The sequence below is a fragment of the Streptomyces sp. NPDC060194 genome, assembly GCF_042728285.1.
In the GTDB taxonomy this organism is placed as follows: Bacteria; Actinomycetota; Actinomycetes; order Streptomycetales; family Streptomycetaceae; genus Streptomyces.
The window spans coordinates 1-12,547 of the sequence record NZ_JBHWZH010000161.1; the positions used below are offsets into that span (position 1 = coordinate 1).

General features: G+C 75.0%; 10 protein-coding genes. 7 read left to right on the forward strand and 3 right to left on the reverse strand.

Annotation, left to right across the window (positions count from 1 at the left end; translation table 11 throughout):
• Positions 1-38: 38 nt before the first annotated feature.
• From ACFWEG_RS25260 to ACFWEG_RS25280, 5 genes are all read left to right on the forward strand, one after another.
• Positions 39-1,328, forward strand: coding sequence for a glycosyltransferase (locus ACFWEG_RS25260; RefSeq protein ID WP_387219367.1), 1,290 nt, complete (start codon positions 39-41; stop codon positions 1,326-1,328).
• Positions 1,329-1,396: 68 nt separating this feature from the next.
• Positions 1,397-2,182, forward strand: coding sequence for a polysaccharide deacetylase family protein (locus ACFWEG_RS25265; RefSeq protein ID WP_387219370.1), 786 nt, complete (start codon positions 1,397-1,399; stop codon positions 2,180-2,182).
• Positions 2,183-2,371: 189 nt separating this feature from the next.
• Positions 2,372-4,813, forward strand: a complete 2,442-nt coding sequence (locus ACFWEG_RS25270) for a hypothetical protein (protein WP_387219350.1) — start codon at positions 2,372-2,374, stop codon at positions 4,811-4,813.
• Entirely contained in the window at positions 4,813-5,220 is a 408-nt protein-coding gene (locus ACFWEG_RS25275; protein WP_387219352.1) for a hypothetical protein, read from the forward strand. The genes ACFWEG_RS25270 and ACFWEG_RS25275 overlap by 1 nt, the downstream gene beginning before the upstream one ends.
• A gap of 32 nt (positions 5,221-5,252) precedes the next feature.
• Positions 5,253-6,395, forward strand: coding sequence for a glycoside hydrolase family 26 protein (locus tag ACFWEG_RS25280; RefSeq protein ID WP_387219354.1), 1,143 nt, complete (start codon positions 5,253-5,255; stop codon positions 6,393-6,395).
• Between the two features lie 17 nt (positions 6,396-6,412).
• On the opposite strand, the gene ACFWEG_RS25285 is transcribed toward ACFWEG_RS25280, so the two are convergent.
• The 3 genes from ACFWEG_RS25285 to ACFWEG_RS25295 all read right to left on the reverse strand — a co-directional run bounded on the left by ACFWEG_RS25285 (position 6,413) and on the right by ACFWEG_RS25295 (position 11,127).
• Positions 6,413-8,731 (reverse strand): lipopolysaccharide biosynthesis protein, encoded by a 2,319-nt coding sequence (locus ACFWEG_RS25285; protein ID WP_387219357.1) that lies wholly within the window; start codon positions 8,729-8,731, stop codon positions 6,413-6,415.
• Positions 8,724-9,947, reverse strand: a complete 1,224-nt coding sequence (locus ACFWEG_RS25290; RefSeq protein WP_387219372.1) for a DegT/DnrJ/EryC1/StrS family aminotransferase — start codon at positions 9,945-9,947, stop codon at positions 8,724-8,726. Before ACFWEG_RS25290 ends, ACFWEG_RS25285 begins: the two co-directional genes overlap by 8 nt.
• A gap of 214 nt (positions 9,948-10,161) precedes the next feature.
• Entirely contained in the window at positions 10,162-11,127 is a 966-nt protein-coding gene (locus ACFWEG_RS25295; protein WP_387219360.1) for an RNA polymerase sigma factor SigF, read from the reverse strand.
• A 261-nt stretch (positions 11,128-11,388) separates the two neighbouring features.
• On the opposite strand from ACFWEG_RS25295, the gene ACFWEG_RS25300 reads away from it, so the two are divergent.
• Together ACFWEG_RS25300 and ACFWEG_RS25305 are read left to right on the forward strand one after the other, a co-directional pair.
• Complete coding sequence (locus ACFWEG_RS25300) at positions 11,389-11,754, forward strand: STAS domain-containing protein (protein WP_387219362.1); 366 nt, start codon at positions 11,389-11,391, stop codon at positions 11,752-11,754.
• Positions 11,755-11,965: 211 nt separating this feature from the next.
• Positions 11,966-12,457 carry an ATP-binding protein gene (locus tag ACFWEG_RS25305; protein WP_387219364.1) on the forward strand — a complete coding sequence of 164 codons (492 nt, stop codon included), beginning with the start codon at positions 11,966-11,968 and terminating at the stop codon, positions 12,455-12,457.
• Positions 12,458-12,547 lie beyond the last annotated feature (90 nt).

Below are 12,547 nucleotides of genomic sequence, written 5' to 3' on the forward strand. Positions count from 1 at the left end.
CCCTCCTATGGTCGGCCGCGTCTGTTGTTTATAAGCGACTGGTCCTGGGGGTCGCGGCGCACCTCGCCCGGGGGGGCGGCGTGGCCCCGGGGCGGCGCCCCGCCCCCGGCGGGCCGCCGGTCGCCGTCGCGGCTCCCGAGGACGGCGACCTGTACGCGCTGCTCAGGGTGGACGGCCGCCCGGTGGGCACGGTCCTGGTGACCGTGCCCGCAGGTGAGGACCCGTCGGCGCAGCTGGCGAAGGCGGCCCGCGAGCGGCTCACCGCGGGTCCTGAGGAGGCGTCACCGACCGGGAAGCCGCCCCGCACCACCGTCGTCATCGCCACCCGGGAGCGCGCCGCGCAGCTCGCGCGGGCGCTCGACTCGGTGCTCGCCCAGGACCACCCCGACTTCGAGGTCCTGGTGGTCGACAACGCGCCCCTGACGTCCGCCACCCGCGACCTCGTGCGGGGCGCGTACGCCGAACGCGTCCGCTACACCACCGAACCGGTCGCCGGGCTCGCCGCCGCGCACAACCGGGGCCTCGCGGAGGCGGACGGCGAGGTCGTCGCGTTCACCGACGACGACGTCCTCGCCGACCCGCACTGGCTGACCGCGCTCACCGCGCCGTTCGCCGCCGACGCGCGCCTGGGGTGCACGACGGGGCTGATCCTGCCCGCGCGGCTCACCACCCCCGCGCAGATCCTGCTGGAGTCGCACGGCGGCTTCGCCAAGGGCTTCGCCCCGCGCCTCTACGACCCCCGGCGGCCGCCGGCCGACGAGCCGCTGTTCCCGTTCACCGCGGGCAGCTTCGGCTCCGGCGCCAATATGGCCTTCCGGCGGGACGCGCTCCGCGCGGTGGGCGGCTTCGACCCCGCCACCGGCACCGGCACCCCCGCGCGGGGCGGCGACGACCTCTACGGCTTCGTCCGGGTGCTGACCGCGGGCCACCGGCTGCGCTACACCCCCGAGGCGCTGGTCTGGCACCACCACCGCGAGACCTGGCGGGACCTGTGTGACCAGGCCTACGGCTACGGGGCCGGCCTCACCGCGTACCTCACCGCGACCCTGGTCCGCCGGCCCGCCCTGCTGCCGGCGCTGCTGCGCAGGCTGCCCGGCGGCCTCGCGCACGCGCGCGCGATCACCGCGTCGCGGGACGGGGACGCGACCGGGAGCGGCGGCGGCGGTGTCCCGGGCGCGCACGGAGCGACGTCCCACCCGTGGCCGCGCAGCCTGTCCCGCCTGGAGCGGCGGGGGATGCTCTACGGCCCGCTGGGCTACCTCAGTGCCCGCGCCCGGCTGCGGAAGGCGGAGGGCACACGCCGGCGAAGCCGGGAGGGGCGGGCATGAGCGGGGAACGAGCCGCCGCCGAGGACGCCGGAGCCGCGCCGCCCGACACCGCGCCGCGGGCCGTGCCGGTGCTGCTCTACCACGCCGTCATGGACGACCCGCCGACCTGGATCGCCGAGTTCACCGTCTCCCCGGCCGGGTTCGGCGAGCACCTGCGGGTCATCGCGGACAGCGGCCGGACGCCGCTGACCGTCGGCGCGCTCGTGCGCTGCCTCACCGGCCAGGACCCGCTGCCGGAGCGGCCGGTCGTCATCACCTTCGACGACGGCTTCGCCGACCTGCCGGGGCCCACCGCGCGGGCGCTGGCCGCGCGCGGGCTGCCGGCGACCGCCTACCTGACGACGGGGGCGCTGGCGCCGGAGCGGGGGAACGTCCGGTGCCTGCTGCCGCCCGCGCCGATGATGGACCTGCGGCAGGCCGCGGAGCTGGAGGAGCAGGGCGTCGAGGTCGGGGCGCACACCGTCAGCCACGCCCAGCTCGACACCCTGTCGCCGCGGGCGCTGCGGTACGAGCTCGGCTGCGCGAAGGACGTCCTGGAGCAGCGGCTCGGGCACGAGGTCGCCCACCTCGCCTACCCGCACGGCTACAACAGCCCCGCCGTGCGCCGGGCCGCGCGGGCGGCGGGCTACGACTCCGCGGCGGCCGTGCGGCACGCGATCAGCTCGGCGGACGACGACGCGTACCGGATCGCCCGGCTGATCCTGCGCCACGGGCACACCGCGGCCGACCTCGCCGCGTGGATGCGGGGGGCAGGCGCCCCGCGCGCGCCCTTCCGCGACGCGCCGCGGACCGTCGGGTGGCGGATGTACCGGCGGGCCAGGGCGGCGGTGCGAGGGCCGGTCTTCGCGGGGTGAGTCACTCGTCCGGGTGAGGCGGGAACCTCTCGGGTTCGCCCCAAGTTCCGTACGTAACAGGGGTGTACGGATCGGACGGAACGACGAAGCATGGTCCTATGCTTCGCAACCAGGGGAGCTCCGCAGGGGACCGGGGCGCAACACCGGCGCGGGGGACGCGCGGCACGGGGCAGTGGGGGGAGTCGCACGGTGCAGCAACACGTATCGCCACCACGCGAGGCGAGCAGCGAGCCGCCCGGCCGCGGCGCCGACGCGGCCTCCTCCCCACCCGAGCCCGACAGCCCCGGCCGGATCGAGCCGGCCGACACCGCGACTAACCCCGAGCCCGCGCTCGCGGACGGGCCGCGGGTCAGCCTGTCGAAGGCCGTCGGGACGAACCAGGGCGTGGCGGCGGACACCGGGGGCCGGGCCGGGCTCCGGCCGGCCCCGGAGCCGGCCGCCGGCGCGGCGCCGACCGAGCCGTCCCCTGCCATGCGGCAGGAGACGGGTTCCCGTGACGCCCCGCCCCCGCCCGACTCCGGCGTCACCGCCGCACCGGCCGCGGATGCCGCGCCGCCCGCGGGCGGATCGGCCACGGCCCCCGCCCGCCCGGCAGCCCCGGACGCGTCCTCGGCCGCCGCGATCCCGGCCGCCCGGGCGGAGACGCCCGGGACCCCGGACGGCGACGGCTCGCGCGGTGCCGCCCTGCGGGAGGAGGCGGGATCACGGACCGCCCCGCCCCCCGCCGCCTCGGCGCGGCTCCGAGCCGTGCCCCGCCGAGTCCGCGCCGCGTCCGACCGCGTCCGCCCGCTCGCCTGGCTGCCCCTGCTCGCCGCCGCCGTCCTGTGGGGGTACGCCCTGCCCCGGATCGGGTTCCGGGAGATGGGGGACTACGGGCTGCTCAACCGCTTCCCGGTCGCGTTCCACGCCTCCCTCGTCGTGCTCACGCTCGGGTTCCTGGGCAGCCTGCGCCGGGCGGGGACCGCGCCGTGGTGGCCCGGTGCGTACGCGGTGGCGATGCTGTTCGCGCTGAAGGCCGCGCCCGCGGTGCTCTACGACTCGGTGCGCTACGCCTGGGCGTCGAAGCACGACGCGGTGATCGACAAGATCCTCTCCGACGGCACGGTGCACCCGCACGTGGAGCTCGGCGGCGGGATGGCCGCCTACGACCAGTGGCCGGGCTTCTTCGCGCTGAACGCCGCCCTGGTGCGGACGTTCGGCGTGGAGGGGGCCGCGTCGTTCATGAACTGGGCGCCGGTCGCCTTCGGCCTGCTGATGCTGCCCGTGCTCGTCCTGCTCTTCCGGACGTTCACCGACGACTGGCGGCTGGTGTGGACGGCCGTGTGGATCTTCCAGCTCGCCAACTGGGTCGGCCAGGACTACCTCGCCCCCCAGGGCCTCGCGTTCCTCCTCTACCTCACCGTCCTGACGGTCGTCGTACGGCACTTCGTGCGGCCCGGCTCGGTCGGCCGGCTGCGGGACGCGGCCCACCGGGACCCGGCCGCCGCCGCGCCCCCGCCGCCGACCAGCAGACGGCAGCGGGCGTTCGGGATCGCCGTCCTCGTCCCGCTGATCGCCGCGACCAACTTCTCCCACCAGCTCACCCCGGTGATGCTCTGTGCCACCCTCTTCGTCCTGTGCCTGACCCGGCGGTACCGCAACCCGGTGCTGCTCGCGGTCGCCGCGCTGATCATGCTCGTCTGGGACCTCACCATGGGCCGGCCGCTGTTCCTCGGCACCCTGGAGACCCTGCGCAACTCCGTCGGCGACGTCCTGAACAACTCCCGCGCGGGGTACGCCGGCGAGCCGACCGGACCCGGCCCCGAACTCGTCGGCACGGCGAACATCCTGATGGTCGCCGTGCTCGCGTGCCTCGCCGGCACCGCCGTGCTGCTGCGCCGCCGACTCGTCCACTCCGCGCTGCCGCTGCTGCTCGCCGCCGCCGCCCCGGTGCCGATGTTCGCCGTCAACGACTACGGCGGGGAGATGCTCTTCCGCGTCTACCTGTTCGGCCTGCCCGGCACCGCCTTCTTCGCCGCCGCCGCACTCGTGCCCGCGGCCCGCGCGGCCCGCACCGAGCGCGCCCGCACGGTGGTCCGGCGCACCGCCCTGGTCGCCGCCCCGCTCGCGCTGACCGTCCTGCTCGCCGGCTTCCTGCCCTCGTACTACGGCAAGGACGGCATGCACTACACCCCGCCCGCCGAGGTCGCCTTCGTCGAGCAGGCCTACGAACAGGCCCCCGAGGGCTCCCTGTTCCTCGCCACCACCGGCTCGTTCCCCGGGGCCTACCACCGCTACGACCGCTACGACCGGTGGTTCTTCGCCGAACAGGAGGTCCCCGAGAACCTGCGGATGCTGAAGGACCCGGTGGAGTACCTCACCGAGGGCCTGCCCACCGACCGGTCCGTGTTCGTGCTGCTCACCCCCACCCAGGAGCGCGCCTCCATCGGCGAGGGCCTGCTGCCGCCGGGCACCTACCGGGAGCTGGAGGCCGAGCTGGTCGACTCGCCGCGCTTCGTCGTCGTCGAGCAGGGCCGGTACGGGGTGCTGTTGCGGTACAACCCGAAGTACGTCCCGGAGGCGGTGCCGGACGGCGCGGGCGCGGATACAGACGCGGGCGCGGGTGCCGGCGCGGCGGAAGGAGAGCGCTGATGGCGCCGCGGATCCAGGCCACCCCCCAGCGGGTGCGCGTCGCCCTGGTGCTCTCCGGGTGGTTCGCGCTCGCCGCCACCCTGCTGCCCGCCGGCGGCCCGCTGCGGTGGGTGCCGGTCCTGCTCTTCACCCTGATCGGCCCGGGGCTCGCCCTGCTGCTGCCGATGCCCGACGGGCTGCGACCGGGGTCCCGCCTCGAAGTGGTCGCGATGGCGGCCCCGTTGAGCCTCTCCCTCGGGGTGCTGACCGCCACCGCGCTGTTCCTCGTCGAGCGGTTCTCCGGGGCCGCGTTCCTCGTGGTGCTCGCGCTCTTCACCACGGCCGCCGCGTTCTTCCCCGGTCTGCCGCTGCCGGCCGCCACCCGCGGCGCGGCCGAACGCCCCCGCCGCGGACCCGCACCGCGATGACCGCCCCCGACCGGAACGAGGGAACGCCGAGGATGACCGGACGCCACAGCGGGGCCCGCAGGAGCACGTACACGGCCGTGATCCTCGCGGCCGTGGGCGGGCTGCTCATCGGCCTCGGGGTCTGGCTCACCGGCCCCGGGGGCGGCGGTGAGGACGACGCCCGCCCGACCGGCGAAGAGCTGCCCGCGAACGCGGTGTCCGGCCCCTCCGCCACCGCGCGGTGCGACCCCGACGAGCACCTCGTCCCGCGCTGCGGGGCCTGGTGGGGGGCGTACATCCCGTACCCGGAGATCGACTCCGGGCGCACGCTCAAGGACGCGGTGTACGCGTTCGAGAAGAAGATCGACCGCAGGCTCGACCTCGTCTACACGTACCACGACATGTCGAACTCCGCGCTGGACGGCCAACTCCTGACCCCCGACGAGGTCGAGCTCGGCCGGGAGCGGCTGCTCATGCTGGCCTGGGAGTCGACGGTATGGACCGAGCCGCACCACGCGGGCTGGAAGGAGACCCAGCTCGGCTGGAAGAACATCGCCTCCGGGAAGTACGACGAGAAGATCATCGACCCGCAGGCGGAACGGCTGAAGGCGTACGGCAAGCGGGTGTTCTTCTCCTTCGACCAGGAGACCGACTTCCGCATCGACGAGGGCGCGGGCACGCCCGAGGAGTTCGTCGCCGCCTGGCGCCACATCCACGACCGGTTCGAGGAACTCGGCGTGGACAACGTCGTGTGGGTGTGGACGGTCTCCGGCTACCTCGGCAAGAAGAAGGAGATGAAGGCGCTCTACCCGGGCGACGACTACGTCGACTGGATCGGCATGGACCAGTACAACTACTTCCTCTGCCACGACACCACGAACTGGATCGAGTTCGAGGACGTGCAGAAGCCGTCCTACGACTGGCTGCGGGCGAACGTCTCCGACAAGAAGCCGATCATGCTCTCGGAGTTCGCGACCGTGCCGGACCCGAAGGACCCCGACCGGAGCCGGGAGTGGTACGAGGCGATCCCGGACGCGGTCGACGCGATCCCGGAGGCGCGGGCGTACGTGCACTGGAACCGTCCGGTGCCGGACAACGAGTACTGCGACCTGACCGTCAACGACGGTCCCGAGCTGGAGGGTTACCGCAAGGCCGGCCAGGCGGAGTACTTCCGCCAGCCGGTCCCGACGCGGTGAGGCATGGGGGGCGGCGCTCAGTCCCCCCGCTCCCCGAGCCACGCGAACAGCAGCGCGCCCAGCGCCGCGCCGCAGGCGAGGGTGAACACCGGGAGCGCCGCCCCCGCGACCGCGTCCTGCGCGGCCCACCCGGCGACGGCGAGGGCCCACAGGGACCCCGCGGTGAGCCGCCACGGGGCGCGCAGGGCCCAGAGGGCGGCGGCCGCCAGGGCCAGGGACAGCACCTGGAGCACCACCGGCAGCGCCCGCAGGACGCCCTGCGGGCCGTCGAGGCCGAGCGCGTGGTCGAGGAGGTCCGCGAGGACGGTCGGCTCGGCGGCGGGCGGCCGCACCCCGAGCAGCGGCGGGGCGCTGTGCAGCGCGGCGACGGTCAGGGCGAGCGTGCAGCCGAGCAGCGCGGGCCGGGCCCGGTCGAGCGAGAGCGCGGCGCTGTAGAGGACGAGCAGCAGCATCCCGGCGACGAGCGTGACCGGCGGCAGCGCGGCGACCAGCTCGCGGCCGGTCAGACCCTCGCCCCGCACCGGATTGGCCAGTCGCCTGAGCGGCACCCAGAACAGCCCGGCCGCCAGGCCCAGAAGCAGCCACAGCCAGGCGGTGAGCGCGGCGTCCTCGTCGACCGAACCGACCGATCCGACCGATCCGACCGAACCGGTCGAACCGACGGAACCGGCCGAACCGCCGGACACGGCGGAGCCGACAGCACCTGCGGCACCCGCGGAACCGGCCGACCGCGCAGGACCGCCCGCCCCCTGGGCGGCCCCACCCGCACCCCCGGGCCCCGCGCCCCCGACCCCCACACCCCCGCCCCCCGCCGCCCGGAACCCGAACGCCGGCGTCGCCGTGTCGTGCAGACCGTGCAGGTAGGCCGTGTCCCGGGCCCACTGCGTCCCGTACGCCTCCTCCTCCGCGCCCGCCGCGGCGGACGCCCACGGGGCTGCGCCCTCCGCCCGCCGCCGCGCCCAGCTGGTCCCGTACTCGGCCGCAGCGGGGGCCGCACCCCGCCCCTTCAGGACCGCCCGCAGCCCCGGCACGGTCGCCAGGGCGACGGCCGCCATGCTCCCCAGCATCGCGAGCCCCGCCCCGGAGATCCCGAACGGGCCGAGGAGGACGGCCGCGCTGCCGAGCACGGCCACGCACATCGCGCCCTGCAGCACCGCCAGGACCCCGGTCCGCCCCTGCACCCGCAGCACGCCGATGTACAGCTCCACGGCGACCCGCGGCAGCGCGGCCAGCGCGAGCAGCCGGAGGACGGTGGTGCCCTCCTCGGCGTACCCGTCACCGAACGGCATGAGGATGTACGGGGCCCCGACGACGAGCACGGCGACGACGGGCACGAGCAGCAGCGCCATCCGGCGCAGCGCCCCCCGCACCCCCGCGGCGAGCTGCTCGGGGCTGTGCGAGGCGTGGGCGGTGAGGGAGGAGGCCATGTTGATGGCCATGAACTCCATGGTCCCGCCGACGGTGTACGCGGTGTAGAAGAACGCCATGTGCGCCGGGTCGAAGCGGGCGGCCACCATCACCGGCAGCAGGTTGATCATGGCGAGGCTGAACAGCGCGCCGACGGAGTCCCCGGCCAGGAAGCGGCCGATCTCCCCCATCCGCGGCGGCACCCGGTCCGCGTCGGCGGCGGCCTGACGCGGGATCAGCCGCCGGAACACCAGCCAGCCCAGCGGCAGCACGGAGAGCGCGATGGCCGCCGACCACGACACGAAGACACCGAGCACGGGCATCGCGGTCGCGAGCGCGACGAGCAGCAGCAGCTTGCCGACGGAGAACACCGCGTTCCCGACCGGCACCCAGAACGCCCGCCGCAGCCCCGTCAGGACGCCGTCCTGGAGGGTGAGGACCGCCCAGGCCACGCAGGACAGCGTGAAGAACAGACCCGTCCAGAGGGCGGTGAGCGGGGCGTAGGAGGAGTCGGGCCCGGCCCACAGGCCGAGCAGGAGGAGGAAGACGACCGAGCCGAGGGTGACGACGGCGGTGCTCGCCGCGTAGGTCTTCCAGACCAGCGGGCCGGTCGCCCGCCCCGCGCGGGGCACGTAGCGGACGACCGCGCCGATCATCGTGGTCGCGGCGAGCGAGGCGATCAGGCGCTGGGCGGCGATGGCCGCGGAGCCCTGGCCGACGGACTCCGCGCTGTAGTAGCGGGCGGCGACCAGCCAGAAGCCGAGGCCGAGCGCGGCCGAGACGCCCGTGGAGAGCATGAGCGCGTAGGCGTTGCGGAACATGGAGGTGTCGTCGGGCGCCGGGGCGGGGGCCGCCGGGGCGTCCGGGGCCGGCTCCACGGGCGCCGGCGGCTCGGCGGCGCGCGCCCGCGCCGTCCCGGTGTCAGTCACCTGCGCCTCTCGCCGGACCGTCCGCCGGCCCGTCTCCCGGAGGCGCCGGCCACCCGCCGGCGGGGACGGCCGCCGGCTCCGTTCCCGCCGCCCGCAGCACCCGGACGACGTCGTCCGCCCGCAGCGGGTCGACCGGCAGCGCGTGCCGCGCGAACCACGCGGCGGGCCCCGGTGCGGGCGAGGCGTCGGTGAACGCGGGCCCCGCGTAGACGTCAAGCGGCGGGTCGTAGAGGTAGCCGACGGCGATCCGCTCGCGGGCGAGCGCCGCCCGCGCCCGGTCCCGGTCCGCGACGAGCAGCGGGACCCGGAACAGCGGCCGCTCCACGGCCCCGGGATCCGCCCACGGGGTGGCGAGCAGCTTCGCGGTCCCCGCGCGGTGCGCGTCCAGGACAGCGTCCAGGCGGGCGAACCGCCGCGCCACCCGGCGGGCCCGGGTTCGGCCCCCGGCCACCCGGTAGTCGCGCAGGTCGACCCGCACCCACGGGTCGAAGGCGTCCAGCGCGTCCCCCGGCGGCGCCTCCGGGGCGACCGCGGCCACGGCCTCCTTCAGCGCGTCCTCCCGCAGCGGCATCCGGATCGTGTCCCCCGGCCGGTCGTCGAGGCCGACCAGCCGCAGCGCGGCCCAGACGGCCGCGGTCAGCCGCAGCCGGCGGGCGACCGTCTCGGCGTACGGCCGTACGGCGTAGGCGAGTTCGGGGCCGACCCGGTGGGGGAGCAGCAGGTCGTCCCGGGCCCGCGCGAGGGCGGCCCTCGGCGACGGGTCGGCGAGGGCGAGGAACCCGCCGGTGTGGGCGTGGACGTGCTTCGACAGGCTGAACGCGGCGGCGTCCCCCCAGGTCCCCGCCGGCCGGCCGCCGACGGCCGTGCCGATCGCGTGCGCCGCGTCCTCCAGGAGCGGGATGCCCAGCGCGTCGCACCGCGCGCGCAGCGCCGGGGCCGGGTCGGGGTTGCCGTAGAGGTGGGTGGTGAGGACGGCGGACAGCCCGCGCCAGGTCTCCTCGGGGACGGCGTCGGCGTCGATCGTGCCGTCACGGGTCCGCAGCGGGGCCTGGACGGGGCGCAGGCCCGCAGCGAGCACCACGAAGAGGATCACGTCGTCGTTGACGGGCGACATCAGCACCCGGCCGCCCGGTGGGCAGAAGTGCCGCAGCGCCAGGAGGAGCCCGAGCCGTCCCGACGGCACGTACAGGCACTCCCGGCCGAGGCGGCGCCCCATCGCCCGCTCCAGCTCACCCCACGCAGTCATCCGCTTCCCCACTGCGATCCCCCGTCCCCCGCCCAGGTTGGCGCAGTCGGCGCCGCCCCGTCAACGCGGCGACCGGCCACGTGGACGCACGAAGGCCCGTCCTTTGTCCTCCTGATCCAAAGGCCGGGCCGTCGTGGGTGGTGCGGGCCCCGAAGCAAGGGGGGTGTAAGACCGCCGGAGGTGGTTACTCCTCGACGGTGAGTCCCCTGCGGAGGCGGACCAGGGTGCGCGAGAGGAGGCGGGAGACGTGCATCTGCGAGATGCCGAGTTCCTCGCCGATCTCGGACTGGGTGAGGTTCGCCGTGAACCGCAGCGAGAGGATCTCGCGCTCGCGGGCCGGGAGCTGGGCGATGAGCGGCTTGAGGGAGGCGACGTACTCGATGCCCTCGATGCCGTCGTCCTCGTACCCGATGCGGTCCGCGAGGGAGGCCTCGCCCTCGCCGTCGGAGTCGTGCGCCTGGGCGTCCAGGGAGCTGGCCGTGTACGCGTTGGACGCCGTCATCCCCTCGACGACCTCCTCGCGGCTGATGCCGAGCCGCTCGGCCAGCTCGGCCACCGTGGGAGCGCGGTCGAGCTGCTGGGCGAGTTCGTCCCCGGCCTTGGCCAGGTCGAGGCGGAGTTCCTGGAGCCGGCGGGGGACCCGCACCGACCAGGAGGTGTCGCGGAAGAAGCGCTTGACCTCGCCGATGATCGTCGGCATGGCGAAGGTCGGGAACTCGACGCCGCGGCTGAGCTCGAAGCGGTCGATGGACTTGATCAGGCCGATCGTGCCGACCTGGACGATGTCCTCCATCGGCTCGCTGCGCGTGCGGAAGCGCGAGGCGGCGAACTTGACCAGGGCCAGGTTCAGCTCGACCAGGGTGTTGCGCACGTACGCGTGCTCGTGGGTGCCCTCCTCGAGGGTCTCCAGGCGCGCGAAGAGCGTCTTGGAGAGTGCGCGGGCGTCCTGGGGCGTGATGTCGCGCGGGGCGGTGACCTGGAACACGTCCTCGGCAGGGTGGTCCGTGTCCGCTGTGGGGGGTTCGGCCGGGAGGGTCGGGGCAGACGACTTCGCAAGATCACCCACCGTGGCGGACAGGGCGGCGGCGGGGGTCGCTTCGTCCGTGTCCGCGTCGGTATGGGATGCGTCGAGCCGGGAAGTCGGTGTCATGGGGGGCGTCCTCCATCGATGTCGGCATATGGCAGCCGGTGCCTGCGGGTGCACTACGAGGTGCGGCGCCTCCAAAGCCGGCGGGGGTCGTTTTCGGTGAACCTCTACGCCTACCCGGAGACGCTGCCCGCTTGCAAGGACGGCCTGTGGCGTTATGTCCTTGTTTAGTGCGGAAGTTCGGCTACCGAATGGCCTAGAGAAGGCGTAGTGTTCGGTGGCGCCAGACACAGTTGTGACGACCAAGTGGGAGCGAAATCTCAAATGGACCGCGGGACGGTCGGCAGTACGAGCCGACGGCTGAGCGTCGAGGTGCGCAGTCACGGGGCAAGCGCCGTCGTGATCCCGGCCGGTGAGCTGGATCACCACACCGCGGAGCTGCTGCGGGAGCCGCTCGAGGCCTGCATCGACGAGGGGCGGACGCGGGTGGTCGTGGACTGCTCGCAGCTGGAGTTCTGCGACTCCACGGGCCTCAACGTGCTGCTCGGCGCCCGGCTCAAGGCGGAGGCCGCCGGAAGCGAGATCCACCTCTCCGGCATGCTGCCGGTGGTGGCCCGGGTGTTCGAGATCACCGGCGCGGAGTCGGTCTTCACCGTGCACGAGGACGTGGAATCGGCCCTGGGTGACTGACCGTCCCCGTGGGGCACCCCGTCCCGGCCCGCCCGTATCCCACTCCCTTCGCGGGGGTGTTCTCCCGGAACGGTCGGGCAGGAGACATCTGAATCTGTTGGACATGACACGCTCCGCCGTGACGGGTGACGCACCCGTGACGGACGGACTGTCCCGTGTGATCTGTGAGTCGATGATCGATGGACCGGCGAATCGGTGAGGTGAACCGCTGATGAGCACCACCCGGCCGCACATGCCGGGCGACCGCGGCCAGGACCCGGACGGGGCCGCGGACGACCGGGCGCCCACGACGGGGCGGGACGGCCGGCGGCTTCGTCTCTCGGGCGCCAGCGGCATCGTGCCGCTCGCCCGCGACTTCACCCGCCAGGCGCTGTACGACTGGGGCTGGCTGCCCGCGTCCGACGGCGAGCGCCGGGCCGCCGCGGAGGACGTCCTGCTGGTCGTCTCCGAGCTGGTCACCAACGCGTGCCTGCACGCCGACGGTCCGGAGGAGCTGGTGCTCCTCTGCGACCAGAAGGTGCTGCGCATGGAGGTCACCGACCTCGGCGGCGGCGAGCCCGCCCCCCGCACCCCGCACCGCGCCGGCCGCCCCGGCGGGCACGGCATGTTCATCGTCCAGCGGCTCTGCCAGGACTGGGGCGTCACCCGCGACGACTCCGCGCCCGGAAAGACCGTCTGGGCGGAGCTCGCGGCCCCCTCCTAGCGAGCGGCCGCCCCAGGAGGCCTTCCCGCCGCCGTCCCCGCAGGACGGCGGCCACCGGAACGCGAAAGGACCGCCGCACCTCTTCGGTGC

Excerpts from the sequence above, each read along its gene's own strand:
- ACFWEG_RS25275 (WP_387219352.1), top strand. The coding sequence starts at position 4,813 with ATGGCGCCGCGGATCCAGGCCACCCCCCAGCGGGTGCGCGTCGCCCTG.
- ACFWEG_RS25280 (WP_387219354.1), top strand. The coding sequence starts at position 5,253 with ATGACCGGACGCCACAGCGGGGCCCGCAGGAGCACGTACACGGCCGTG.
- ACFWEG_RS25290 (WP_387219372.1), bottom strand. The coding sequence starts at position 9,947 with ATGGGGCGCCGCCTCGGCCGGGAGTGCCTGTACGTGCCGTCGGGACGG.
- ACFWEG_RS25295 (WP_387219360.1), bottom strand. The coding sequence starts at position 11,127 with ATGACACCGACTTCCCGGCTCGACGCATCCCATACCGACGCGGACACG.
- ACFWEG_RS25300 (WP_387219362.1), top strand. The coding sequence starts at position 11,389 with ATGGACCGCGGGACGGTCGGCAGTACGAGCCGACGGCTGAGCGTCGAG.
- ACFWEG_RS25305 (WP_387219364.1), top strand. The coding sequence starts at position 11,966 with ATGAGCACCACCCGGCCGCACATGCCGGGCGACCGCGGCCAGGACCCG.